At 53.2% G+C, this 25,058-nt stretch carries 22 protein-coding genes; 5 read left to right on the forward strand and 17 right to left on the reverse strand.

All coding sequences use genetic code 11. From position 1 onward, the window contains the following. Nucleotides 1–40: 40 nt before the first annotated feature. From trpA to ACMAY6_RS09340, 15 genes are all read right to left on the reverse strand, one after another. Nucleotides 41–856, reverse strand: a complete 816-nt coding sequence (gene trpA, locus ACMAY6_RS09270; protein WP_435211225.1) for a tryptophan synthase subunit alpha — start codon at nucleotides 854–856, stop codon at nucleotides 41–43. Between the two features lie 21 nt (nucleotides 857–877). Then, nucleotides 878–2,098: a tryptophan synthase subunit beta gene (gene trpB / locus ACMAY6_RS09275; protein WP_435211227.1), complete on the reverse strand. Its 1,221-nt coding sequence runs from the start codon at nucleotides 2,096–2,098 to the stop codon at nucleotides 878–880. Between the two features lie 3 nt (nucleotides 2,099–2,101). Continuing rightward, complete coding sequence (locus ACMAY6_RS09280; protein WP_435211229.1) at nucleotides 2,102–2,728, reverse strand: phosphoribosylanthranilate isomerase; 627 nt, start codon at nucleotides 2,726–2,728, stop codon at nucleotides 2,102–2,104. Between the two features lie 53 nt (nucleotides 2,729–2,781). After that, nucleotides 2,782–3,597 (reverse strand): tRNA pseudouridine(38-40) synthase TruA, encoded by an 816-nt coding sequence (gene truA, locus ACMAY6_RS09285; protein WP_435215980.1) that lies wholly within the window; start codon nucleotides 3,595–3,597, stop codon nucleotides 2,782–2,784. A 22-nt stretch (nucleotides 3,598–3,619) separates the two neighbouring features. Next, complete coding sequence (locus ACMAY6_RS09290) at nucleotides 3,620–5,968, reverse strand: FimV/HubP family polar landmark protein (protein WP_435211231.1); 2,349 nt, start codon at nucleotides 5,966–5,968, stop codon at nucleotides 3,620–3,622. A 125-nt stretch (nucleotides 5,969–6,093) separates the two neighbouring features. Next, a complete protein-coding gene (locus ACMAY6_RS09295) occupies nucleotides 6,094–7,116 on the reverse strand; it encodes an aspartate-semialdehyde dehydrogenase (RefSeq protein ID WP_435211233.1) in 1,023 nt (340 codons plus the stop codon). Beyond that, entirely contained in the window at nucleotides 7,113–8,210 is a 1,098-nt protein-coding gene (gene leuB, locus ACMAY6_RS09300; RefSeq protein ID WP_435211235.1) for a 3-isopropylmalate dehydrogenase, read from the reverse strand. Before leuB ends, ACMAY6_RS09295 begins: the two co-directional genes overlap by 4 nt. Beyond that, a complete protein-coding gene (gene leuD, locus ACMAY6_RS09305) occupies nucleotides 8,210–8,860 on the reverse strand; it encodes a 3-isopropylmalate dehydratase small subunit (RefSeq protein WP_435211237.1) in 651 nt (216 codons plus the stop codon). The genes leuB and leuD overlap by 1 nt, the downstream gene beginning before the upstream one ends. After that, nucleotides 8,857–10,287 carry a 3-isopropylmalate dehydratase large subunit gene (gene leuC, locus ACMAY6_RS09310; RefSeq protein WP_435211238.1) on the reverse strand — a complete coding sequence of 477 codons (1,431 nt, stop codon included), beginning with the start codon at nucleotides 10,285–10,287 and terminating at the stop codon, nucleotides 8,857–8,859. The genes leuD and leuC overlap by 4 nt, the downstream gene beginning before the upstream one ends. Nucleotides 10,288–10,662: 375 nt before the next feature. Next, entirely contained in the window at nucleotides 10,663–12,921 is a 2,259-nt protein-coding gene (gene rlmKL / locus ACMAY6_RS09315; protein WP_435211240.1) for a bifunctional 23S rRNA (guanine(2069)-N(7))-methyltransferase RlmK/23S rRNA (guanine(2445)-N(2))-methyltransferase RlmL, read from the reverse strand. Then, nucleotides 12,870–14,000 carry a hypothetical protein gene (locus ACMAY6_RS09320; protein ID WP_435211242.1) on the reverse strand — a complete coding sequence of 377 codons (1,131 nt, stop codon included), beginning with the start codon at nucleotides 13,998–14,000 and terminating at the stop codon, nucleotides 12,870–12,872. The genes rlmKL and ACMAY6_RS09320 overlap by 52 nt, the downstream gene beginning before the upstream one ends. Next, nucleotides 14,000–14,674: a hypothetical protein gene (locus ACMAY6_RS09325; RefSeq protein ID WP_435211244.1), complete on the reverse strand. Its 675-nt coding sequence runs from the start codon at nucleotides 14,672–14,674 to the stop codon at nucleotides 14,000–14,002. Before ACMAY6_RS09325 ends, ACMAY6_RS09320 begins: the two co-directional genes overlap by 1 nt. A 181-nt stretch (nucleotides 14,675–14,855) precedes the next feature. Further along, nucleotides 14,856–15,476 (reverse strand): class I SAM-dependent methyltransferase, encoded by a 621-nt coding sequence (locus ACMAY6_RS09330; RefSeq protein WP_435211246.1) that lies wholly within the window; start codon nucleotides 15,474–15,476, stop codon nucleotides 14,856–14,858. Further along, entirely contained in the window at nucleotides 15,476–16,192 is a 717-nt protein-coding gene (locus ACMAY6_RS09335) for a dienelactone hydrolase family protein (protein WP_435211247.1), read from the reverse strand. The genes ACMAY6_RS09330 and ACMAY6_RS09335 overlap by 1 nt, the downstream gene beginning before the upstream one ends. A gap of 122 nt (nucleotides 16,193–16,314) precedes the next feature. Continuing rightward, nucleotides 16,315–17,067 (reverse strand): lysophospholipid acyltransferase family protein, encoded by a 753-nt coding sequence (locus ACMAY6_RS09340; protein ID WP_435211249.1) that lies wholly within the window; start codon nucleotides 17,065–17,067, stop codon nucleotides 16,315–16,317. Nucleotides 17,068–17,211: 144 nt separating this feature from the next. On the opposite strand from ACMAY6_RS09340, the gene ACMAY6_RS09345 reads away from it, so the two are divergent. The 4 genes from ACMAY6_RS09345 to ACMAY6_RS09360 all read left to right on the forward strand — a co-directional run bounded on the left by ACMAY6_RS09345 (nucleotide 17,212) and on the right by ACMAY6_RS09360 (nucleotide 21,027). After that, nucleotides 17,212–17,550 (forward strand): hypothetical protein, encoded by a 339-nt coding sequence (locus ACMAY6_RS09345; protein ID WP_435211251.1) that lies wholly within the window; start codon nucleotides 17,212–17,214, stop codon nucleotides 17,548–17,550. Nucleotides 17,551–17,618: 68 nt separating this feature from the next. Continuing rightward, complete coding sequence (locus tag ACMAY6_RS09350) at nucleotides 17,619–19,031, forward strand: SDR family NAD(P)-dependent oxidoreductase (protein WP_435211253.1); 1,413 nt, start codon at nucleotides 17,619–17,621, stop codon at nucleotides 19,029–19,031. A 152-nt stretch (nucleotides 19,032–19,183) separates the two neighbouring features. Beyond that, a complete protein-coding gene (locus ACMAY6_RS09355; RefSeq protein WP_435211255.1) occupies nucleotides 19,184–20,356 on the forward strand; it encodes an epoxide hydrolase family protein in 1,173 nt (390 codons plus the stop codon). Next, nucleotides 20,317–21,027: a PaaI family thioesterase gene (locus tag ACMAY6_RS09360; protein WP_435211257.1), complete on the forward strand. Its 711-nt coding sequence runs from the start codon at nucleotides 20,317–20,319 to the stop codon at nucleotides 21,025–21,027. Before ACMAY6_RS09355 ends, ACMAY6_RS09360 begins: the two co-directional genes overlap by 40 nt. Nucleotides 21,028–21,040: 13 nt before the next feature. Here ACMAY6_RS09360 and ACMAY6_RS09365 read toward each other — a convergent pair whose 3' ends face one another. Then, nucleotides 21,041–23,512, reverse strand: coding sequence for a TonB-dependent receptor (locus ACMAY6_RS09365; protein WP_435211258.1), 2,472 nt, complete (start codon nucleotides 23,510–23,512; stop codon nucleotides 21,041–21,043). A 532-nt stretch (nucleotides 23,513–24,044) separates the two neighbouring features. Here ACMAY6_RS09365 and ACMAY6_RS09370 point away from each other — a divergent pair. Then, nucleotides 24,045–24,632, forward strand: coding sequence for a carboxymuconolactone decarboxylase family protein (locus tag ACMAY6_RS09370; protein WP_435211260.1), 588 nt, complete (start codon nucleotides 24,045–24,047; stop codon nucleotides 24,630–24,632). On the opposite strand, the gene ACMAY6_RS09375 is transcribed toward ACMAY6_RS09370, so the two are convergent. After that, entirely contained in the window at nucleotides 24,627–25,058 is a 432-nt protein-coding gene (locus ACMAY6_RS09375) for a cupin domain-containing protein (RefSeq protein WP_435211261.1), read from the reverse strand. The genes ACMAY6_RS09370 and ACMAY6_RS09375 overlap by 6 nt on opposite strands.

Below are 25,058 nucleotides of genomic sequence, written 5' to 3' on the forward strand. Positions count from 1 at the left end.
AATATTATAACCCTACGCTAGCCACCAGTAGTGGGCACATTTACATATTATCAATACCGGCTCTAATCGACCCCAACAGCGCTACCGCTTTCTCAACGCCACCATCTAGAGAACCACCGGCCTCCACGACGCCAATCATCGTATCAATGAGAGCGCTGCCTACAACCACTCCATCTGCCATGGCACCCACGGACGTCGCAGATTCGGCGTCTTTGATACCAAAGCCCACGCAAATTGGCAGCGTCGTAGCTGCACGAATCACATCCAAGTGCATGCCAACATCAGAACTGTCTAGGTTCCCCGCACCCGTAACACCTTTAACCGCTACGTAATAAATAAAACCCGAGGCATTAGCGGCGATCGTGGCAATCCTTTGCGCAGGTGTCGTGGGCGAAATCAAAAATATATTATCGATGTCTACCTGTTGCAGTTCGGCATTGAGAGGCCCTACCTCTTCAGGGGGCAAATCTACGGTGATCAAACCATCGACACCAGCGGCGGCACACTCAGACGCAAAGTTTGCGTAACCCATTCGCTCCACTGGATTGGCATACCCCATGATGACAATCGGCGTTTTCTGGTCTCGTTGTCGAAACTCGACCACCATTCCTAACACCTGCGTTAGGGACACATCATTAGCCAGTGCACGTTCATGGCCCCGTTGTATTACGGGCCCTTCTGACATAGGGTCAGAAAACGGCACTCCCAATTCAAGGATGTCGGCACCGGCGGCGACGAGACTATGCAGCATGGGCACCGTTGTAGCGACGTCAGGGTCCCCTGCGACAATGTATGGAATAACGGCTTTACGCTGCGAGTGTCGCAGCGCTTCAAAACATGGGGTGAGTCTGCTCACGTTCTATCCTACTTTTGGGGTTTAAACTTCAATACCTTCAATGGCCGCAACGGTTAAAATATCTTTATCGCCTCGCCCCGACAGATTGACAATAATGTGTTGCTCGGGCGTCATTTCCGCGGCCAATTTCTCGGCGTAAGCCAAAGCATGCGCGGTTTCTAACGCTGGCATGATTCCCTCTGTTCTCGTCCAGTGATGAAATGCTGCGAGCGCCTCATCATCATTGGCCGCAACGTAGTTGACTCGGCCAATATCTTTTAACCAACTGTGCTCTGGGCCTACACCCGGGTAATCGAGGCCTGCAGATACTGAGTGTGTCTCCATGATCTGGCCGTTTTGATCCTGCATGAGGTACGTCCGGTTGCCATGCAATACCCCTGGCACCCCTGCAGATAATGGCGCTGCATGCTGTCCAGTTTCCACTCCGTGGCCACCGGCTTCGACGCCGTACATCATCACTTTTTCATCTGACAGGAACGGATGGAAGAGCCCAATTGCGTTTGAGCCACCGCCGACACAGGCCACCAACGCATCGGGTAGCTTGCCGGTCATTGCGAGCGACTGCCGTCGAGCTTCGCGACCAATCACGCTTTGGAAATCCCGCACAAGCATGGGATAAGGGTGCGGCCCTGCGACAGTGCCGATGATATAGAACGTGTTATCAACGTAGGTAACCCAATCACGTAAGGCTTCGTTCATCGCATCTTTGAGCGTCTTTGAACCTGAAGTCACGGGAATCACTTCAGCGCCCAATAACTTCATCCGGTACACATTCAGCGCCTGCCGCTTAATGTCTTCCGCGCCCATAAAAACATGGCACTCCAATCCAAGACGGGCTGCAACCGTTGCACTGGCCACGCCATGCTGTCCCGCCCCTGTCTCAGCAATAATACGCTTCTTGCCCATGTGCTTAGCTAATAATGCCTGGCCTATCGTGTTATTAACCTTGTGAGCACCCGTGTGATTCAAGTCCTCGCGCTTGAGAAAAATACGCGCCCCACCAATGGCGTCAGACATACGACTTGCTTCGTACAGCGGAGATGGTCTGCCTACATAGTGTGCAAGGTCAGCGTCAAATTCCTTTTGAAAATCGGGATCGCAAGAGAGGTCTCGATAAACCACCTCCAGATCTGCCAACGCAGACATCAGAGTTTCCGCAACAAACTTGCCACCGTATGGACCAAAGCGCCCATCGGGGTCAGGCACCGAAGCGAACAAATCTGGACTAATCATTTCAGTCATAACTTATGCCTCAACCGCCTCTCTAGCGGCCTGTATGAATTGCTGAATTTTTTCTGGCTGTTTAATGCCCGGCGAGCATTCAACACCACTACTTACGTCAACCGCACTGGGACGCACCTTCATCACAGCCTCTGCAACATTAGCGGGATTTAGCCCTCCCGCCAAAATGATAGGCCTTGTTCGAGTCGGCGGAATAGCATCCCAATCGAAACGATGACCGGTTCCCCCAAATTGCCCATTAACCACGGCATCAAGAAGAAAACCGCGAGCACGGGGGTAGTCTGCCATTACCGATTCAAGCCGGTCACAGACGCCTCCCGGTAGTGCCCTGATGTAGGGCACCTGCCACTGCTCACAGAACTCAGGGTTCTCATTGCCATGCCACTGGACAACATTAATGGGTAACGCGTTCAGCAGACCTTCAACCTCTTCTGCCGTCGGATCGACCATCAACGCTGTCACGGTAATCAACGGCGGCAATACGGCACAAATATCCGCTGCTTTCTCCAACGAGACCGCGCGCTTGCTACCGGCCCAAAACACCAAGCCAATCGCGTCTGCCCCCGCATTTGCAGCAGCAAGGGCGTCTTCCTCTCGCGTAACACCGCAAATTTTTACCTGAACGGACACGCACTAACCTCAGCGTTTAATGAAGCGCTGCAGTGTAGCAAACCTCGAGGTTCTTAACTGCCCCCCGGGAATAATGAACTGGGGGGGGAATTCTGTGGTAACTCAAAGCGCCGAGGGTAGGTGATTGATTGCAAATAAAGCCCCTCCGCCCCCGCTGTATCACCACCAAGGCTCCTATCTTTGCCTGCAAGCAGCTCCGCAATCCATTCGCATGGCCGCAAACCTAAACCTACCATTTGAAGCGAGCCCACTAAGTTACGAACCATGTGATACAGAAATGCATTCGCTTCAATATCGAGCACCACAAAGTCGCCAACCCGCTTCACACTAACCTCAAGAATTTCCCGTATGGGATGCCTGGCTTGACACTGAGCAGCACGAAACGCACTAAAGTCGTGTTCACCACAGAGGGCTTGGCTGGCGTCGTGCATCGCTTGCGCGTCCAAAGGTTTACGACAGTGACTCACCAGGCCCACATGATGCGGCGACTGAATACCTGTATTACTGATTATGTATCGGTAACGCCGTGACGTCGCGCTGAACCGCGCGTGAAATTCCTCAGGCACCGATTTTGACCAGTGCACTCTGACCGTCGCGGGAAGATGACGATTGACGCCCATAACCCAGGCTTTCTGGGAGCGACCAACGGGATCATCAAAGTGCACAATTTGTGCAACACCATGAACAGCCGTATCGGTTCTCCCCGCACAATGCGTGGTAACGGGACAGGTGGCGATTTTGCTCAGCGCTTGCTCCAGCGTTGCTTGGACCGTTGCCACAGGAAGATGAGGCTGCGCCTGCCATCCGCAAAAGCTGCCGCCATGGTAGCTCACGCACAGTGCAACACGTGTACCCTCGGGCCAGCTCACTGCGCTAAATGAGGAAAACGGCTCAGTCAATATTAATGAGGAGCTCGCGAGCCTCTGCCTGCTGCCGTAAATCCCCTGCAGCAATCACCTCTTTTAATACCGGGCGGGCTCCATCCTCGTCTCCCATATCTATGTAAGCTCTTGCAAGATCCAGCTGTGTGTCGACGGGATCAACTTCCGCAGCATAGACCAAGCCTTCGGGCTCTTTGTCGGCCTCAGCAAGTGGCGGCGGCACATCCGAGCCGAGGACCTCAGCCAACTCGGGGGGCAGCGCAGCGTCTTTCTGGGCAAAAGGATCATCAGAAAGGTAACTCAGCGTATCACTCGCGGCCCCTGTCTCTGTTGTACCTGACGTGGCGCTGTCTGAGGATTTGAAATCGGTGCTGTCGTCGGAATCTCTTGGCACTGGATCGGCATACGGCATGATTTCATCGAGGACCTCTTCCTCAAGATCCAAGGTCAACGGCGCATCCGAAACGGGCTCAGCAAGTTCACCTAAATCGAGGTTGCTCGATGCAGGTATGACTTCAGAGAGCATTCTTGAGGCCTCGCCAAAGGCATGCCCGTTACCCATACCTTTCAGTTTTTGGGCGGTACTTTTTGCCTCTTCTTGCCGGTCGTTTTTGAGATAAATTTCGACCATCTTAAGCAGTGCTCGCGAATCCTCGGGGTTTGCCTGTGCCGCTGACTCCAGTAGATTGAGCGCTTGTTGATGACGGCCATAAGCCATGTAGATGTCAGCTTCAGCTATTGCATCAGTCACCACGCTTTCATCGACGTAGTCGTTGTGCAGGCGTTGCCCATACCCACGCTCACCATCGCTAGTTGACTGGGTAACCGTATTTTCTACCCCGGCTTGCGCCTGCCCGGGGGCTGCAGCCTGAGAAGGTGCTGGAGCTGGTGCTGGAGCTGCCGCAGGTCTGGGGTCTAGCTCTTTTGGTCTGCTGACCGAGGGTTCCCGCTCAGTGGGAAGGTTGCGCTTTAAAATCATGACGGGCTGTTGAACGCGTCGCGAATACACCACGGCTCCAACGCCCAACAAGGCGACCCCCCCAAGGGCAAAGGCCCACCAAGGAAAGCCACGGTTAATAGGGGCAAAAGAGCGAACGCTCGTGGTGTCTTTGACATCAGCATTGGCATTGGCGACCCTAGACTCACGCTGTGCTGCCAGTTGCGCCTCTAGTGCCGCAATCTGCTGATCTTTTAGGACAACCAAATTACGCAGATTTCCCATCTGCTCCGATAGCGCTGTTAACCTCGCCTGAATTTCTAGCAGTTCACTCGCGTTTGGACCCGTCTCACCCCCATCCAGATTGCTCTGGCCTACGGCATTCGAGGCTTCCACGGCTTTTGGTATTTCCGCGACCGGATTGGGCTGTGAATCTGAGCCCACGGCAAGGTTGATGCTTTCGTCGAGTTTACTAGACGTCGCTCTATCTTCTTCCCTAGGCGCAAAGGCGGCCTCAAAGGGGTCGTCAGCTATTGACTCGTCTTCGGTTGCAACGTCAGCCACCACCCTCAATGCTGGGGTGCGACGGATACCAGCACGCCAGTCCTGATTGGCCTGATCAACCGCCAACAAGGCCTCATTCTGAGACGTCAAAATATCGCCTTCAGAGGGCATTTCCAACACATAGCCTGCCTTCAGCCCGTTGATGTTCCCTCCCAAAAACGCATCTGAATTCATTTGCACGGTCGCAAGCATTGTTTGCTCGACCGTGGCGCCCTGAGGCACCGCCTCAAGAGCAATCTCCCATAACGTATCAGCGTGCTGCACCAAGTACCGGCCTCCTACGCTGGGGCCTGCCTGGGTGTCTCTAGCAAAATCTCTGCCGGTCATGTCCTCAGATGTACCGGAGGCCGCCAACTGGGAAATCGTCGCATCCAAGGCAGCACGGTCCTGCTCTTCTGTAGACGCCGCGGCACTAAACCCGCGGCTTTGGGCACTGCTTGTTGAATCGATGGGCAAATCGACCAGTACGGTATATTCGCGCAACAAGCGCCCGTCAGGCCAACGCGTCTCTACCAAAAAGTCTAAGTAGGGCTCGAGTAGTGGCTTCGTCGACGTCAGAATAATCCGCGCCGCACTGTCATCGACCAGCACCTCAAATTTAATGTTAGTGAGAAAATATGCCCGGTCGATACCCAGTCGATCAAAAGCGCTCTGCGTGCCTAAACGCACTCTAATGTCGTCAGCTGTAAGGTCCTGAACATCGAGCAGGGTTACCTCTGCGGACAAAGGCTCATTGAGGTAAGACTTAAGGGTAATATCCCCAAGACCCAGCGCCCAAGCTGCTGCGGGCGACAGAACCACCAGCACGATGACGTATCGCCACAATGTCAGTACTCCTGTTTTACCGGACTTACCCATACAGTTTCTCAGCATTACATTTCGGGTCCGACATTGCGGGTCCCTCTGCTCGTTACAATAACCGTTTTTTCCAGATTTTTGTTTATTTGATGGCCTAACCTAGCAACTTTTCCCTAATAACGCCGTCAAAGGTACTCTTTAACGAGTAGCTCAGCTATTTGGATACTATTTAAGGCTGCGCCCTTACGAAGATTGTCTGCGACCACCCAAAGATTTAGGCCTTTTGGGTGGGATAGGTCTTCCCGGATTCTGCCGACAAAGACTGCATCATTGCCCGCGCCGTCACTTACCGCCGTCGGATAGGCCCCGTCCTCAGACCCATCGACTAGGGTGACGCCCGGAGCTACCTCCAATAATTTTCGGGCGGCCTCAGCCGTTAACTTGGTGTCAGTTTCAATATGAACCGCTTCCGAGTGCCCAAAAAACACCGGCACTCGAACGCAGGTCGGGTTAACCGTGATATTGGGGTCTTCCAAAATCTTTTGGGTCTCCCAAACCATCTTCATTTCTTCACGGGTATAGCCATTTTCTTCGAATGTGTCGATATGCGGCAGTGCATTAAAAGCGATTTGCCGAGGGTAGACCTTGGTCTCGGTAGGCTGACCATTTAATAACCGAGCCGTTTGCCCCGCAAGTTCCTCAATGGCCGCCTTACCAGTACCACTGACGGCTTGGTATGTCGCCACGTTGATTCTAGAGATGCCCACGGCGTCGTAAATCGGCTTAAGGGCAACCAGCATTTGAATCGTGGAGCAATTAGGATTGGCAATGATGCCCGTCGTTTTGTAAGCCGCGATCGCCGCTGGATTGACCTCAGGCACGACGAGGGGGATGTCCGCTTCCCGGCGAAAGTGTGAGGTATTGTCGATTACGACACATCCACTAGCTGCAGCACGGGGTGCATATTCTTTCGACACACTGCCACCTGCCGAGAACAGTGCTATGGCGGTCTTTGAGAAATCAAACTCTGCCAGATCAGATACCGCGATCGATTTACCTCGAAAGCGCACCGTCTTACCGACTGAGCGGGCCGACGCTAAGAGGTATAACTTACCTACCGGAAATTCTCTCTGCTCAAGAATCTCGATCATGGCCTCGCCTACCGCGCCAGTCGCACCCACAACCGCAATATCAATCGTTTTACTCATTGGCTATTTCCTTCACGGCCTTTCAACGCACTGAGCACTGCTGAGCCCATGGCCTCAGTACCCATCACAACCTCACCTTTAGCCGCTATATCAGCGGTCCTGCATCCCTCATCAAGCACTGCCGATACTGCAGCTTCCACGGCAGCCGCGGCATCGCCGGCATCAAGGGAATAGCGCAACAGCATGGCCACTGACAATATGGTCGCCAGCGGGTTGGCAATATCTTGCCCGGCAATATCGGGTGCCGAGCCGTGTACCGGCTCGTAAAGACCGGCTGAGTGCGCATTGAGTGACGCCGAAGGCAGCATGCCAATTGACCCGGTAAGCATGGCAGCAGTATCCGAGAGAATGTCACCGAAAATATTCCCGGTAACAAGAACATCAAACTGTTTGGGCTGACGCACCAGTTGCATCGCAGCGTTATCAACGTACAGGTGGTCTAATTGCACGTCTGTGAAGTCTTCGCCGATCCGCGTAACAACCTCGCGCCAGAGCTGAGTCACTTCGAGAACATTCGCTTTGTCCACTGAGGTTACCCTGCCGTCGCGCTTTGCAGCCAGCTCAAACGCCAGACGCGCTATGCGTTTAATTTCACTCTCTCGGTAAATATAGGTGTTGTAACCCTCTCGCTCACCATCATCCCGGGTGCGAATACCTCGAGGCTCACCAAAATAAATGCCCCCGGTCAATTCTCTTACAATTAAAATATCGAGACCCGCCACTAATTCCGGCTTCAAACTAGAAGCATCGGCCAACTGCGGGAACAAGATCGCCGGGCGCAAATTAGCGAATAAGTCGAGGTCTGCTCGGATCGCCAGGAGACCACGCTCTGGTCGCTGCTCTGCGGGCAAGTTATCCCACTTAGGCCCCCCAACAGCACCCATCAAAAGGGCCGATGCAGATTGGGCTTTCATTCGAGTGCTTTCTGGGTAGGCTTGTCCCTCTCGATCGATGGCAATGCCACCCAAGTTTGCCTCATCGATTTCGAGCGTGAGGCCATACAAATCGGCTACGCGCTCTAGCACTCGACGCGCCTGAACAACAACCTCGGGGCCAATGCCGTCTCCAGGCAGCAACAATATGGAATGGCTCATCAGACCTCCAAGGTCTCAAATACCCAAGGAAAGCGCGCTTGATGCTGTCGCTCAAAATCGCGAATCACCGCTTCATCTTGCAGCGTGACCCCTATGTCGTCCAAACCATTGAGGAGGCAGTTTCGACCAAAATCATCAGTTTCGAAAGGAAACGCCTCACCATTCGGCAGCTCGATTACCAATTTTTCCAGGTCCACAATGAGACTGAAGCCTTCCGTTTCATACATCTGGGCAAACAGTTGATCGACCCGGTCGTTATCAAGAGCTATGGGTAACAGGCCATTCTTAAAACAGTTGGAGCGGAATATATCGGCGAAACTTGGAGCAATGACGACACGAAAACCAGCGCCGTCTAGTGCCCAGGGCGCGTGTTCACGACTCGAGCCACAGCCAAAATTTTCTCTCGCGAGGAGAATACTTGCACCTTGATAACGTGGAAAATTTAACGGAAATTCTGTGTTCAATGGACGCCCACTGCAATCTGCATCAGGCTGCCCCTCATCGAGGTAGCGCAACTCGTCAAAAAGATTGGGGCCAAATCCAGTCCTGCGAATCGATTTGAGAAATTGCTTGGGAATTATGAGGTCCGTATCAACGTTGGCACGATCCATTGGCGCCACTAGTCCCTCAAGCCGCTGAAACGCTTTCATCGTCTATCCTCCATCAGATCACGGACATCGGTGAAGTGACCTGCTACAGCAGCCGCTGCCGCCATAGCTGGACTCACAAGATGCGTGCGACCACCAAACCCCTGACGCCCCTCAAAATTGCGATTTGATGTGCTCGCACATCGCTGCCCGGGTTCCAGCTTGTCTGCGTTCATAGCAAGGCACATCGAACACCCGGGTTCACGCCATTCCATGCCGGCGTCTTTAAAGACCTGATCTAGCCCCTCATCTTCGGCCTGCTGTTTAACCAAACCCGAGCCCGGCACGACCAGTGCCTGGGTGATATTAGCCGCAATCTTTTTTCCTTTGAGCACAGCAGCAGCCGCGCGCATATCTTCAATACGCGAATTGGTACAGGAACCAATAAAAATAACATCCGGTTTAATATCTGTGATCGAAATCCCGGGCTCGAGTCCCATGTAAGACAGCGCTCGCTCAAGACCCTGACGAGCAGTATCTGTCGCCATATCTTCGAGTCTTGGCACCCTTCCCGAAACAGCAGTGACCATTTCAGGGGACGTTCCCCACGTAACCTGGGGCTGAATCAGCGCCGCATCGAGAACGATCTCTCGATCGAACCGTGCGTCGGTATCGCTATGCAAAGTACGCCAATAAGTTGCCGCCTGATCCCACTGGGCACCTTTGGGCGCGTAGGGGGTTGCCGCTACGTAGTCGAGAGTACAGTTGTCAACAGCGACCAGACCCGCACGGGCACCCGCCTCAATGGCCATGTTGCACAGCGTCATTCGCCCTTCCATGGTCAACTCACGAATAGCAGACCCAGCAAACTCTATGGCACACCCTGTCCCCCCGGCGGTACCAATCTCACTAATAATGGCCAGAGCAATATCTTTACCCGTCACGCCTGTGGGCAAGTCGCCCTCAACCCGTACGCGGAAATTTTTCATTTTGCGCTGTATCAGACACCCCGTGGCCAATACATGCTCCACCTCAGAGGTACCGATGCCATGAGCCAAAGCAGCCATTGCGCCATGGGTGGATGTGTGTGAGTCACCGCAAACAATGGTCATGCCGGGCAGCGTAGCGCCCTGCTCAGGACCCATAACATGCACGATACCCTGACGCACGTCGTTCAGTGGAATCTCTGGAATCTGATATTCCGCACAGTTGTCGTCTAGCGTCTGCAACTGGATACGAGACACTTGGTCTTTGACCCCCGCTAGCCCCTGAGCACGCTCACTGGCCTTCGTCGAGACGTTGTGGTCGGGTACGGCGATGTTGGCGCTAATGCGCCAAGGTTGGCGTCCGGCAAGGCGCAGCCCCTCAAACGCTTGGGGTGAAGTGACCTCATGCAGCAATTGCCGGTCTATATAAATCAAGGCTGTGCCGTCATCACGGGCCTCGACCAAATGACTTTCCCACAATTTGTCATATAAGGTTTTGCCCATAAGTCATCTCCAGGAGCAGTAAAATGTGTGACGCGCCTTCGCCTCGTGAAGGCATAATTTAAAGAGGTGTGCCGAAGTTGCCCAAGGGTCTGGTGCTCCTGATTCAATAACTATGACAGGACTGAGACCACGAGCCAGGCAAACGGTAAAAAATGGCGCGGGAAGTATAACACCAAGGGGCTGAACTTAGGACTTAAAAGTGCCCAGCAAGCGCCGAATATTCATACAAAGCCCAGCTCAGATTACCGCTACGCAACCGTTACCCCTGCCGCCGACAATGTGACTAGCTGTGCGGCTGATTTCAGTTGTTAAAAGCCTTCGTGAACGCGCACTTCAGGCAACCAATCTTTTACAAACTTTAGTCTGCCCCGAGCTCTATTTGGGGGGCGAAACAGATTCATTGGGACGGTGTTGGAAGCGCCAACAGCGATGAATATCCTGTCGCCGGCTGAAATCCTCGGGGATCGTTTTACGGGTGATATCTTCCACTTCGTAACGTTGCGTTAACTCTTGTGCAAGCTCGAAACGACGGTAGTTATTTGAGAAATAGAGCGTGCCGCCAGGGCTTAGCACAGACATAGAGGCATTCACTAAGGCAACTTGGTCTCGCATAATATCTAGGGTGCCTTCAGTCGATTTAGAGTTTGAAAACGACGGAGGATCAAGGAGGACGAGATCAAATTTTCGATCACACCCTTCTAACCAGGTTAGACAGTCTGCTCGCAGCACCCGGTGCTGGCGCTCAGACAGACCATTCAACGCTAAATTATCTTCAAACCACTTCAAATAAGTATTTGATAGATCCACGCTTGTGGACGTCGCGGCGCCACCCAACGCGGCGTGAATGGTTGCCGCGCCGGTGTAGCAAAAAAGATTCAGGAAATGCTTTCCTGCGGCCTCATCCCCCAGCATTAAACGCAAAGGCCGGTGGTCAAGGAACAAACCTGTGTCTAGGTAATCGTTTAAGTTAACCAGTAACCGAGCCCGACCTTCACGAACCGTGATTCGCTCCCCTTTGTGATCCATCTTGTTGTATTGCTCAGCGCCGCGCTGGCGCTGGCGCCGCTTGGCAGCAATCGGCTGATCCGAAGGCCATTCAAGAACCGATCGCACCGCAGCGAGTGCTTCTTGAAAACGACTTTCAGCGGCATTTTCATCGACAGTTTTAGGCGGCGCATACTCTGCCACGTGAGGGATGCCCTCATAGACGTCGATTGCCACCGCGTACTCAGGCATATCCGCATCGTACAACCGATAACAAGACGTTTGACTGGATTTCAGCCAGGACTTAAGACGCCGCCTATTCTTGACCAAGCGATTCGCCAACATGGTTGCCCCATCGCTCAAAGGTTCGGGCGCTACCTGAGTTGAAATAGGGGTCGTGTTCTGCGGCTTCTCATCAGCTGGGTTTGATGCCAGTCGATTGCTAGAACTGAGATCGAAAAGCAAAAGTTGGATATCTATGGAACCATTATTGAGCGCGTATTGCTTGTGACTGCGAAGACCCACGGCTCTGCCAAGTTCATTGTGAGCGGTTAAGATACCCGCGTTCCAACCTTGGAACTCACGATGAATGACTTGCCCCAGTTCGCGATAGAGTAAGCGCATCGCCGACAGCTGCCCCAACCGCTCTCCCCAAGGCGGGTTACAAACAATCAACCCTTTGGGCATTGCCCGATGGGATGGCCTAGTCAGTGTATTGAGCGCCTTCGGGCGCACCCGAATTAATGGATCAAGGCCCAGAGCCGCAACGCTCGCCTCGGCACGCCTGATCGCGCGTATGTCGCCATCATATCCACGCAACTCCACCCCTTCAGGTGCTGGCCTAATACGACTTCTTCCGTCAGCTTCAATGGTTCGCCATTGGTCGGGGCTATGACCTAGCCATCCGTGAAAACCCCAGCGCTCACGATCGAGACCTGCCGGTCTTGCCATCGCCATCATCGCGGCTTCGATTAAAAATGTTCCCGAGCCACACATGGGATCGATCAACGGCTGACCTGCCTCCAGGCAAGCCGGCCAGCCGCTCCTGATCAGTACAGCAGCCGCAAGGTTTTCCTTCAACGGCGCTTTGCCTGGGTCCGTGCGATACCCACGTTGGTGCAAGCTGGTGCCGGAGAGATCAATACCCACACTGACGCGACCTCGATGCAGTCGCACGTGAACACGCAAATCTGGAAATCGGGTATCGACATTAGGTCGAGTCAGCCCGCGACTGCGAAAGACGTCAACAATCGCGTCCTTGCAACGCTGGGCACCAAACTGAGTGTTGCGTATATCTTCTGAGCGCCCCGAAAAATCGATAGCCAAAGTACTGCTGGGTGCTAGATGGTCACACCAAGGTAAATTGGCAATTCCGTCGTACAAATCATCAGCACTGCTCGCAGCAAATTCGCTGAGCTGCAAGATAATTCGATTAGCCAAGCGGCTATGCAGACAAGCCCGGTAACCAACGCCTAACCCCCCACTGAAAGTCACTCCGGCGACGCTCTCTCGAACATCCACGGCTCCCAAATCGCTCATCTCAGGAACCAGGAGACTACCTAAACCCTTGGGGCTTGTTGCAAGAAAACGATACTGGGTCACAGACTGCCCTGCTCTATCGCAATAAGTTGACCCAGAATACGCCGCCATTGCGCGTACTGCTCGTCGAGTGTGCCGCCAAGACGCACCACATTCTCGCCCATCTGCAGAACCGTCGGTGCCGTTTCGTTATCGAAACCGGTAGCGAGTTCAAATAAGTCCTGCTCCTGTATGCGTACAGAGCGGTAGGCAGAATAGACTTGCTGCATCGCCGCAAAGCTACCCTGCCTAGCCATCAACTCACGACCTGAAGCGCGTTCGGTGTATTCCTCAAGGTAATCGGCCTGTTCCAAACTTGATCGCCGCCACAAACGATAGGTCGGCCCTAGCTCACTCCCCAAATCGACATATTGCTCATCGACAGTGTCAATAAACAGCGCCTCTTGATTACGTATTCTCGCTATTCGCGCCATCATGGGATCAGAGTCAGCAGGTAATCGGTTGGGCTTCAAATAACCGTTATCCTCGGTAAGGTATGACGCGAACGCATCTGGGGCGAGCTCTTTTGCATACCTCAAGTCTGCAACGTTCATAAGCCGCGCCATATCAGTAGGCGCAAGGTTGTCAGCAGAAACTCGCAGCCGATTGGCAATAGATACAAACAAAGCTCTGAAGGGCTCTGTCGTTACATCAAGGTAATCATTCGCCGTGACCTGACTGTGAAAGCGCGCATCAAGCCACACTCGATTGGTGGCATCTATGGCTTTAATATCGACCACGAAATGTCTGCCGTCTGAGTGAACGATGGCACCAGACAAAGTCAACGCGGCAAAATGGCTAGCTGCGGGCAATACCCTCACCGCACCCCACTGCCCAGATTCTGTCAGCACATCACGAAGATATGTCGCCGCAAGACGCGTCTCGACAGATCGCAACTTATCGCGAGCATCCCGTGCGTCAGGGTTGCGTATGCCTTCTTCAAAAACAACAACACCAACCTCCAAGGGCAGCGGTTTAAGTTCGGTCTGGAGAGTTGCCTTAGCAACCGGTGCCGGCCAAACCGAAGCATTAGCAACCGCGGGGTTCTCATATACCGGCAGCCCCGACGTTGACTCTCGTGGACTACTGCAGCCGAGTCCCACCGCAGCTAACAGCAACATCAGTGTCGGCAAGCGGAGCAGGATAGCCATCAGTTTTCCTTCTCCGTGGTGCATACCGTCCCTTTGCTGAGAGTTTGTGTGCAGCGGTACCCTGCCTTTTTAGGATCGAATCGAGAGTAAACTCGATTGACAATAAAAGGGTCACGGACGGTTGGTGAGTAAACTGCTGTCTGCAAAATCAAAGAGTCCGCCAACGCCGAACGCGTCAAGCGATGACGAATTGTCAAGCCATCGGGAAGGGTGATATCAAAAAACAACTGATGCCCGTCCCAACCACAGCGCTCGACACCGAACGGTGTTTGAGTAACGGTTGGTGGTGGCCGGTCAGTAACACAAATGAGAGCAAAGCTATTTTCGCGCTTCACCCTCACTGTATTGTCGGTCTGAATAACCTCTAGTAACTCAGGGGCGGTGATAATCTCGGCCATTTCAGCCAGCGCCAACAGCTCTCGGCCCGAAGACATTGGCGCGCCTGAATAGGTTTGACCGCGCTCGGCAGCTCTAGCCCGACGATCGGCCTCTTGCTGCAACTGCCGAATAATTGTGTTGAAGCGACGTTGTATGTTGTCACTGCGCGCGTAGTCCACCTCCCAGTTGCCCGTCATATCGATTGGATCTGAAGGCGCGTACTGGGCTGGCTTTGGCCCATCGGCCTGACACCCAACTAGAAGCATTGTGGCAACAAAGAACAGACAGGCTTTCATGGTGGACAGTGCCACCCACCGTCAAGCCTAAAGTTTGGAGACTGCACCAGCTGTAAAAAGATCAAAAACACCGCTCGCCTATTCATAAAAGAAACATATTCTGATGCCGGCAGTTGTTGAAGAACCCCACCGACCAACACCTGCGGTGCAATGCAATCTCCCCACAGCATCAGCCTGGCTGCTAATCAGGACGTGCCGTACCCCACACATTAAAACCAGCGACTCGCGGCGTCCCCGGCAAATACATTTGATCGACGTCGTCTAATTGGAAACCGTTACCGTCAATAATATCGACGATTTTGCGATTGAGGTTACAGCCGCCAAACAAGCGCTTCCAAATTGGATTTACGCGAGCCTGCCACCGAGCTACACCCGCATCCGGGGCCTCGCCATGCTCGCAAAACACGAGCTTACCGGAGGGCCGTAGAACGCGCCGTGCCTCTTTTATTGCTGCAGCTGGATCAGGAATAGTACACAGGGCGAAAGTTAGCAACACCGTATCAAAGCTTTCATCCTCAGCAGGAATTTCTTCAGCTGAACCCGCCTTAAACTCCACCTCGAACGGCACGGCACGAACCCGAGGCTTGGCCAACCGCCAGGACTCCTCACAGGGATCGAGACCGATCACACGCTCTACCTGTTGAGGGTCGTAATGTGGCAAATTGTGCCCCGCGCCCAAACCGATTTCTAAAATGCGCCCCTGAGCCTGTGGAACGACTTTTTGCCGCTGACGGACAATAGGCTTTGTGCCGCAGGCGCAGGTCACCAACCGAGGCACAACAAATTTGCTATACAGCCCCATCAGGACAGTACCTCACTTAAAAAATCATCCAGCGCTCGGTAAGCCCGGCGACTAGCCGTTGCGCTGTAGACCGTGCCAAAATCTGGGTCATTGGCCTCAGGATTGGTAAAAGCATGCAGAGTTTGACCATAGGCGTGTAGCTGCCAGTCACAGCCTGTAGCCGTCATCTCAGTGGCAAAGGCTATTAACTGATCGGGCGGGACCATCGGATCGTCGTAGCCATGCAACACCAACACTTTAGCCTGCAGATTTGGTTCTGGCAGGTTATCCGCAGGCAGCAACAGTCCATGCAAAGAAACCACCCCAGCGATGTCTTGCCTTGAACGGGCTAGGTCAAGAACGCAGAGGCCGCCAAAACAGAAGCCAATAGCAGCAACAGGCTCGTTGACTGCCTCAGGCTGTGCCCGAATGGCATCTACTGCCGCACCAATACGCGCCTGCAATACACTCCGATCTGACATCACCGGCGTCATCAGTGCCGTGCATTCCTCCTTGTCGGCACCCACTGCGCCGCCACCGTACATATCTACAGCTAAAGCGACATAACCCAGATCAGCAAGCCGCAACGCTTGCTCACGCTCAAAGTCGGTAGAGCCAGCCCACGTCGGCGCCACCAAGACGGCGGGCCTTGGACCAAGCGCATCGTCCCACGCCATCGTGCTATTAAAAGTGACCCCGCCCGATTCATAGGCCAATTCACGCGTCTGTATTGTCATAACTTACTGCTCCTTAAAACTGTGGCCGAGAAAAACCACTGGGCTATTTATCGAGAGGGTGTCCTAAGTATACCTGCGGCGTTATCCCGAAACTAACGGCTTGTCACGGCTACAAGTCTGAATCACGGAGACTGCGGATAAGCCAGAGGATCTATCACCCGCATCTCTGTCTCGATCCAAGCCTCAACTTTCGCCATCAAATCTATGGGGGACTCGCCCTCGATAGCGTCTATGGGCGCGCCAATAGACACATCGATAACGCCCGGAGTGAACCGCCAACTTTTCCTTGGCCAACATCGACCTGAGGCCACCGCAATCGGAATGATTTTTGCCCCTGTCGCCAACGCCAAGCGAGCAGCACCGTTCTTGTAATCGCCCTGTTGTCCTCGGTGCGTCCGCGTGCCCTCGGGAAACATGATGACCCATTTACCCTTGTCCATGAGTTTGACACCTAAATCCGCCACTTTGCTCCAGGCCTGGCTTCGGGCGCTGCGATCGATGTGCACCATATCCAGCCTAGCCATAGCCCAACCAAAAAAAGGTATCAATAGAAGCTCGCGTTTGAAGACATAGGCGAGTGGATGCGGCGTCATACTCGGGATAAAAAACGTTTCCCAAGTGGACTGGTGTTTAGGACACAAAATAATGCGCTGGTTGTCTTCCACGTCAGGTAAGTTTTCAAGCCCCAGCACGCGATACTTGACGCCACCAATCCAGCGTACCGCAAAAATGGCAGCGGAAAGATAAGGCTGAGCAAACCACCACCATAGGCGCTCAGCACTGACAAATAACGAAAAAATCAGCAAAAATGTCCCTACTGGAATCACTGAAATCGCAATCCACAAAAATGTCAGCAGTGATCGAATCATCCTCATACTTGTTTCACACCGTTACCTGCTTCACCGACACCACAACATTCCCGAAAACACGGCATTTAACCAGAAAAACCGACCTGACGGGCAATGATTAGCCCAGCTATCGCATGATCTCTGCCACAGGGGCGGCTATAATGGGCTGTTATGAAGCGCGAAATCTACAAACAGAAGGCCAACAAAGCCGATTTACGAAACGACCTAGATCGAGACATTGAAACTTTTCTCGCAGGGGGTGGACGAATCGTCAACGTGCAGGCCGGTGAGACCGCGCTCGAATCGAGGGCGGCGCCACTACGCACGCCCATTTTTAACGAACCGCGAACATCGCGCACTCCCCTCGACGATGTCGTTGCTACCCTTGATGAACGCCGCAAAACTCAAGCAAAACGTAGCCCGTCGCGAGCACACAAGCCTCAGCCAAAAAAACGCGTGATATACGACGATTTCGGTGAAGCGCTGCGAACAGTCTGGTCCGAGGAATAAACCCCCGGTGAACTACTAGCCGAGGATGATCGTAGACCCCCCTCAACCCCATCGGCTCCAAAACGACCATGATTACACTTCACGAAGAGATAACGGTGCAGCGAAGCCTTAAAGACTGCTTCCGCTACGTCTCTGATTTTCGAACAGTTGCAGAGTGGGATGCGACTGCCCTCAATGCCATTAAATGTACCCCGGGACCAGTAGGATTGGGGTCACGGTTTGTTGTGCATTGTGCCGTTGGGCCCACTAAAGTACGACTGGAATACGAAATCATTGAATACTGTCCCTGGGCATCGATAGTTCTGCTGGGGAAAAGTCGCTTTTTCGACGTTCGAGACGTCATAACGTTTACCGAGAGTGGCTCACAAACTCAGATCAGCTACGAGGCTGAATTTCAATATCACTGGGGAATCAGCGCCCTAGAGCATCAGCTCGAATCAGGGATGCGTGCCATGGGGGCTGAGAGCCTGCGAGGGCTAAAAGATGCCCTCGATAATATTGCTTCATTACCAGAAGTCTCTGATTGCACAGCACGGGCAGACCGCTGGGTAGCACCTGGTGTCGCCATGTTTTCAAAATGGGGCTACCGCAGAAGCGTGCCCCACAGACAACCCAACTCAAAATTTCTTGATGGACAACACGTGGTGATATCTGGCGCCAACAGTGGCCTGGGACTCGCCACCAGCATTGCACTGGCTGAAGCTGGTGCAGATTTAACGCTGATTATCCGTAACCCCGCAAACCGAGAAGGGTTATTGGAAACTTTGGAATCAGCGACGGGGAGGTCTGATATTGCGATTGAAATTGCCGACCTTTCTTTGATGGCAGACGTCAGGGCGGTATCCGATAGATTGCTCGCCAAAGAGAGACCCATTGATGTGCTCATCAATAACGCAGGCGCACTTTTCAACGACTACGGAGTGACTAGTGAGGGACTAGAGCAAAGCTTCGCACTATTGCTCGCAAGCCCGACATTACTGACTCAAAAACTGCTGCCCCTACTACAGAACCGCAGTTCACCGGGTCGAGTGATCAACGTAGTATCAGGGGGTATGTATACCGAAAAGTTAGTCTGCGAAAGGCTTATCATGACGCCGCCAAAATATAACGGCGCTCAAGCTTATGCCCGCGCCAAACGCGCTCTCACCGTGCTCAGTGAACTATGGGCCGAGCAATGGCGAGAAGACGGAATCGTCGTCAACGCAATGCATCCTGGCTGGGCTGACACCCCCGGGGTGGCCTCAGCTTTACCCACTTTTCGAAGTATCACGCGACGAATCCTTCGCACGTCTGAAGAGGGAGCGGACACTATCATCTGGCTGGCAAAAGCAAGGGAGGCCGGCAGTGTCACTGGTAAACTTTTCCTAGATCGGGAACCTCGCACACCCTACCTGCTAACCAAAACAAAAGAATCTGCGAACCAACGTGCCAAGTTAGAGGCCTTTATCGATACACAAATCGATAGCGTCTTGGAAACTTAAACGCGTAACACCAAACGCTACCTCAATAGAAGACACAGCTTGGTCTGTGACGCCATTACGCCGGGAAAGGCCAAACGCCCTCGGCAAGCGCTGGTCTGGACCCGCGACTGCGGATAAGCTGGACCTCACGAACCGCCAGTTGAGAGTTTTTTATGGAATCACCTATCACTCCATTCGAGCCCGCCATTGCCGATGAGGCAATTGCTGATCTACAACAGCGCTTGAAACTCACCCGCTACCCCGATGAAGAAACCGTTGAAGACTGGAGCCAAGGTATTCCCCTTGCCTATGTGAGAGAACTGACTGATTACTGGTCTGCTGAGTACGATATGGGACGAGTCTGTGGGACCCTCAATCAGTGGCCCAATTTTCTCATTGAAATCGAGGGTTTAGATATTCACTTTATCTATCAGCGATCGCCCCATAGCGATGCGACGCCACTGCTGCTTACCCATGGGTGGCCCGGTTCAGTGCTTGAATTTAGACACGTTATTGACCGACTGAGCAATCCCACCGAATATGGCGGTAGGGCAGAAAACGCCTTTCATGTCGTGGCGCCGGCCTTACCCGGCTATGGTTTTTCAGCCAAGCCTCGTGCGCCGGGGACAACCGTACAGAAGATTGCCGATCTGTGGATCGCCCTTATGAAACGTTTGGGGCATGAGAGGTTTCTTGCACATGGGGGTGATTGGGGCTCGCTGGTGACTCAGGCTGTAGCTGTAGCGCCGGATACGACCTGTGCGGGCATTCACATCACCCTACCCGTAGTTGCTCCGGACCCGGAAACACTCGAGTCGCTGCTGCCCGAGGAAGTGCAGGCACTTGAGGCGTTTAATTTTTATCAAGACTGGGACTCCGGGTATTCGAAACAACAGAGCACCCGCCCACAGACCTTGGGCTATGGTCTGGCAGACTCTCCTACCGGGCAAATGGCGTGGATTATCGAAAAATATGCCCAATGGTGCGACTGCGAAGTCAATGGTTTGCGGCATCCTGAGAACGCCATCCCCCGTGATGAGTTACTGGACACCGTCATGCTTTATTGGCTGACTAATTCGGGGGCGAGCTCTGCGCGCTTGTATTGGGAAAGTTTTAATAACCCTGACATGGCAGAGATCGAGTTGTCGTCTGCCATTTCTCTTTTTCCCAACGAAATCTTTCGATCCAGCGAACGCTGGGCCCGTAAAAAATTTCTCAACTTGCATTACTTCAACGATAAAATAGCTAAAGGTGGACACTTCTCTGCACTCGAAGTGCCCGACTTACTGACTCAGGAGTTGTGGCAATGGCGCGAACAGCTTCGCGCACTCGAGATCGTAGCGTAATGGATAAAAGCTTTACCTCGCCTTTTATCACCGAGGATATTGATGAAGGTCATAGTGCGTATTGGACGGCCCGCCGGAAAATTGCCACTGCCGTGAACGCGTTAATTGAAGCTGCAATCACCAGTGACACCGACCCAACGATGGCTAGCACCATTGCAGAAAGTATCGACACCATTACCGCCCAGCTCAAAGATCAAAGGCAACTGAAAGGGGTTATTGCCCACGCCAATGCCTATGGCAGCTATCCCATGGCCAATCACGAAATGTTGTGTGTGGGAGGAACCAGCCATCCTATGTCACCCGGATTACGGCACTGGTTTGACGGGGACAAGGTTTACGGCACCGTTACTTTTAATTGGTCCTATGAAGGCCCACCCAACCACGTGCATGGTGGCTGGGTGGCCGCGATTCTCGATCATTTTATGGGCATGGCCCAAGTCCGAGCAGGCAACGCAGGCATGACGGGGGGTCTCGATATTCGCTACCGGCGGCCAACACCTCTCAATTGCGAGTTAGACCTTGTAGCGATTCTCACGCCATTGTCTGATCGCAAGATGCAAGTCGAGGCTGAGCTGAGCCACCAGGGTCAGGTGACGGCTTCAGCGAGCGCCCTTTTTATAAAACCTCGCGGCGCCATCTTCACAGAGGGCACGAGTACCCCGGCCCTCTGATCACAAACACGCCTTACCAGTTCAAGCGCATACCGCCTTCAATTCCGATCGTCTCGGGCTCACCGTAGAACGACATCATCCACAGATTAGCCACTGGCAGGTCACCTACACGATATCGCTTATCCGTGAGGTTTTTGCCGTATAGCCGCACCCACCAACGCCCATCTTGAGCGGTGTACGTTGCCGAGGCATTCACCAAGGTGCGCTCATCGGTGAGACCATTATCAGAACCTGGAACAGAGGTATAAGCGTAAACGGCCTCATCTTCGTAGTTAACATTTAATGCCAGATCGAGATACCCCCCGGCTATCGGCAGGTTATAGAGAAAATCTAAGTTCCAAGTAGTTTCTGGCGCCCGCGCTACGGGGCTCCCTGTTAAGTCGGTGTCGATGGTGCCGTCGAAATTCGTGTCTGCCACGAACGACTTAAATTCAGCATCGAGGGTGCCAAGACTTCCCATGACAGTGAGGTTATCAGTTAATAGCCACGCTGCTTCAACCTCCAAGCCAGTGACCTCAATCTCTGCGGCATTGAAGTAGCGCGTCTCTTGAAACTCACTTTCATCGATACCATCGCCGTCTCGGTCTGCCGTAATTCGGGCCAGCAGTTGTTGCTGGGAATCATCGTAGGTGACATAGAACCCCGTAAGGTTCAGACGCAACCGGTTATCAAGGAACTCCGAGCGCAGCCCAAGCTCAAATGAATCCGCAATTTCTGGATCCGTCGGGCGTGCCTGTAGTGGCTCGATGGGGTTGCCACTGGTGCCGGTCTGATCGTTATAACCACCACTTTTAAAGCCCCGTGAATAAGTGGCATAAGTGTAAAGGTCATCGGTAGCTTGATAGCCCAGATTTAAACGCCAGGTGGGTTCACTCCAGCTCTCTTCATCTTCCACTACCCCCGCAGGGTACTTGGCAAAGTCTGCTGCGGCGATGGGCTCCCCAAGAACCTGCCAGGTCAGTGTCGGATCGAAGCCTCCAGTCAAGGCTTGGGTGAACACTTGGTTTCGCCCTTTCCACTTTTTCTTCTCGTGGGTGTAGCGGACGCCCGCGCCCAAAGTCAGCTTCTCTGTAAGATCAAAGGTGCCATCCAAATACACTGCCTCAGCCGAGGCATCCTGCCCGTTAGAAAGCACCTGTGGGTTGTTGTTGAAGTAAAAGGGGTCACCGAAGGCCAGAGCCGAGGGAATGGTCATATCTACAAAGCCCAGTACCTGTGCAACTGTAAATATCGTGTCATCCTGTTGGTAAAAGACACCACCTACCCAATTAAAAGCACCATCTAAATCAGACGCAACACGCAACTCTAGCTGTGTCGTTTCACGGACATCCTGACGGTTAGCATCAAACAACGAAACCGGACCGACCTCACCGGTGTAAGTGCTGGGAAGCTGCGAATCTGTCTCACGGTAACCCGCAAAAGCACTCACCTTGTAATCGCTGCTAAGGTCCCAGTCGACATTTAAGTAATAACCATCGACATCGATTTGATGGCCCGCCTCCATATTCAGCAACACGTCATTGCGATTGGTGATCGCCGCATTATCCAGGGGGTCACCGGCATCCTTAGTAAACCCTAGGGTATTCCAGAGATAACCGGAATTAGGTGGCGTATTATTGTAAGACGGAGGCGCATCACTGTCGTCCCGCACCATCTCGTAGGCCAAGTTAATATCTAGCGCATCGGTGGGCTGCCATCGCAGCTTAAAACGCCCGCTAAATACATCGTCTCCACCCACATCAGCGCCGTCCCCTTGCCCTGTGGCTCCCGCCAATGGGAAGCCCACACCAAAGTCTGTAACCGGGCCGTAAGCCGCGCTATTGGAGTACCAGCCGTCGGACTTCATGTAGACACCAGCGGCTCTAAACGCCAAATTCTCGCTAATCGCTAGATTAAGAATCCCCTGGCCCTCGTAACGTCCATACTCAGCGACCTGCCCTCGCACTTCCAGCGAGCTTTGATCAAATTCGGGGCGATTTGTTTTTACGTTGATGGCGCCCCCGGTGGTGTTTTTGCCAAACAGCGTGCCTTGAGGGCCCCTCAAAATTTCAACACTGGCGATATCGAGCATTTCAATATTGGCGGTTTGGATATGAGGAATGACAAAGTCATCGACGATGACACCGACTTGGTTTTCGTAATACAAAATAATGCCATTTTGACCCACACCTCGGATCGCAAAGTTTGCTGAATTAAAGCCCGGTTGTTTGCCCGCCACCACGTTGGGGGCGAATATCGCAACGTCCAACAAGTCTCGAGGCACCGCCCGTTGTATTTGTTCTGCGCTGATCTGGGTCACCGCAATGGGCGTTGACTGAATATCCGTCTCGGCTCGACGCGTAGCCGTCACCAATACTTCCTCAAGCCTGGCTTCATCTTGCGCAGCAATTGGCGTAGCAAAAGCCAGCAGCGCAGGTACGGTCGCCGTTGCCAAAGGAGCCATTTTGAATGCGGGTTTTTTCTGGGAAATGTTCGCTGTTGTCATAATGGGCAGGCCTCGTTATTAGTATGGGGCATCAGCAATTTCGACGCTCCTTCTGTTATCGCCAAAAAACCGCCTCTCGTCAACCGAGCATGTCATCCGCAGCAAAGTTTTTCGTCAAACCGCCTAAAACCCCCCCCCTACCTCGGTGTTTCACAGGGTTCCCCTGAGATGCGACAACGCATTAATCGACACAACTTTAGCTGGGGAATATTGTCGGCCGCTTCTGTCCTCAAGGCTCTAGGCTCTGGAATCAAGGGTTAGTGACCCTCGTAAATCTCGCGCGTGGAGTCTGCGTCTCAGGGCTGAAGCTAGTCAGTGGAACTGATAAATTTATGCCCACGGGCGTTTACAATAATTCCCAACGCTGGCTCGAAATTATTGGTAAGTTGATCCGTTAGCTGTACTGCGTTTATCTGAGAAAAACCTCGAGCTCAGATTGCGCGCATGGCTACGACGCTAAGCAAAATGACCTTGAGGCGGGTTTAGGTACTCGCCGCTTTTATCTGAACACTAACTGATATCGAGATAAACAATGAGCAGATTAAGCTTTGTACCCACTGACGAATGGCCCCAAGAACTCCGAGATTTCGTTCAAGCTGATACCGCCAGCGATATAGCCCTAGGAATTACGCGAATGCTGGCTCATGCGCCCGAAGCCGCCATGGGACCACTTCAATTCGGAGCTGCCTTGGGAGTCAACAGAACCTTGCCCGAAAGGCTCATTGAGCTGATGCGTTTACGCATTGCGTTTCACAACCAATGCCGCAGCTGCATGGCCATTCGTTACTCAGCCGCAGAAGGCAGTTTCGACGAAGCCACGGCTTGCGCCCTAGAACAACCCGACATTCCAGACAGCCTTTCAAAGCCAGAACAACTGGCTATCGAGCTCGGCGATCGATTTGCGACACAACACCTGGCCATCGACGAAGGTTTTTTTGAACAGCTAAAAGCGCAGTTCACGGAAGCAGAAGTCATTGAGCTACTTATGCACTGTGCTCTTTATGTGGGTATGGGGCGCTTGGCCGCCGTCTTAGACATGACAGAAGATCTACCAAAGGGCTTCTCAAAACCTTTTGGTGAAACCGTCAAGCTTTCAGCCGATACACCAGTATCCCTATAAACCTTTCGCTTGCTGGGCTAAGGCTTCGCCCAGCGTGCGAGCGTTGAACACATAGTCAATGCTGCCATCTTCCTTAAAGTAGGTCACCGCACCCTCCCCCAGAAACAACATTTCGGTTTCCTCGACACAGTGTGCGTCAACATGTGTGGCAAAAATAGGTTCAAAACCATAGGTGCCGGGTTTGGCTCGACCAGCGTCGTAAATGAGCTCACCTTTAGTCACAAAAAACTGACCCGTGCCCTCATGACGATGCGCTTGAAAGCGTGCCCCAGGAGCCATATGCACGTAGAGCGCCCATTGACCTGTTTGCTCACACAGCCGCAGCACTTTGAAGTGCGTGCCGCCGCCTACATCGAGCCAGTCCATCTCGGTGGTGTCAGCGAGAATATCGCCGTCTTCAGAGGTACTGATTCCCTTCTGATTCAC

Source organism: Luminiphilus sp. nBUS_16 (genome assembly GCF_051201645.1).
In the GTDB taxonomy this organism is placed as follows: domain Bacteria; phylum Pseudomonadota; class Gammaproteobacteria; order Pseudomonadales; family Halieaceae; genus Luminiphilus.

Bases quoted from the DNA above. Each gene is read 5' to 3' on its own strand.
- ACMAY6_RS09290 (WP_435211231.1), bottom strand. From the start codon at position 5,968: ATGGGTAAGTCCGGTAAAACAGGAGTACTGACATTGTGGCGATACGTC.
- ACMAY6_RS09340 (WP_435211249.1), bottom strand. From the start codon at position 17,067: ATGAGGATGATTCGATCACTGCTGACATTTTTGTGGATTGCGATTTCA.
- leuB (WP_435211235.1), bottom strand. From the start codon at position 8,210: ATGAGCCATTCCATATTGTTGCTGCCTGGAGACGGCATTGGCCCCGAG.
- ACMAY6_RS09350 (WP_435211253.1), top strand. From the start codon at position 17,619: ATGATTACACTTCACGAAGAGATAACGGTGCAGCGAAGCCTTAAAGAC.
- ACMAY6_RS09295 (WP_435211233.1), bottom strand. From the start codon at position 7,116: ATGAGTAAAACGATTGATATTGCGGTTGTGGGTGCGACTGGCGCGGTA.
- trpB (WP_435211227.1), bottom strand. From the start codon at position 2,098: ATGACTGAAATGATTAGTCCAGATTTGTTCGCTTCGGTGCCTGACCCC.
- ACMAY6_RS09345 (WP_435211251.1), top strand. From the start codon at position 17,212: ATGAAGCGCGAAATCTACAAACAGAAGGCCAACAAAGCCGATTTACGA.
- ACMAY6_RS09335 (WP_435211247.1), bottom strand. From the start codon at position 16,192: ATGACAATACAGACGCGTGAATTGGCCTATGAATCGGGCGGGGTCACT.
- ACMAY6_RS09355 (WP_435211255.1), top strand. From the start codon at position 19,184: ATGGAATCACCTATCACTCCATTCGAGCCCGCCATTGCCGATGAGGCA.
- leuC (WP_435211238.1), bottom strand. From the start codon at position 10,287: ATGGGCAAAACCTTATATGACAAATTGTGGGAAAGTCATTTGGTCGAG.
- ACMAY6_RS09320 (WP_435211242.1), bottom strand. From the start codon at position 14,000: ATGGCTATCCTGCTCCGCTTGCCGACACTGATGTTGCTGTTAGCTGCG.
- ACMAY6_RS09370 (WP_435211260.1), top strand. From the start codon at position 24,045: ATGAGCAGATTAAGCTTTGTACCCACTGACGAATGGCCCCAAGAACTC.
- ACMAY6_RS09360 (WP_435211257.1), top strand. From the start codon at position 20,317: ATGGCGCGAACAGCTTCGCGCACTCGAGATCGTAGCGTAATGGATAAA.
- ACMAY6_RS09365 (WP_435211258.1), bottom strand. From the start codon at position 23,512: ATGACAACAGCGAACATTTCCCAGAAAAAACCCGCATTCAAAATGGCT.
- ACMAY6_RS09325 (WP_435211244.1), bottom strand. From the start codon at position 14,674: ATGAAAGCCTGTCTGTTCTTTGTTGCCACAATGCTTCTAGTTGGGTGT.
- leuD (WP_435211237.1), bottom strand. From the start codon at position 8,860: ATGAAAGCGTTTCAGCGGCTTGAGGGACTAGTGGCGCCAATGGATCGT.
- ACMAY6_RS09330 (WP_435211246.1), bottom strand. From the start codon at position 15,476: ATGGGGCTGTATAGCAAATTTGTTGTGCCTCGGTTGGTGACCTGCGCC.
- rlmKL (WP_435211240.1), bottom strand. From the start codon at position 12,921: ATGGCGGCGTATTCTGGGTCAACTTATTGCGATAGAGCAGGGCAGTCT.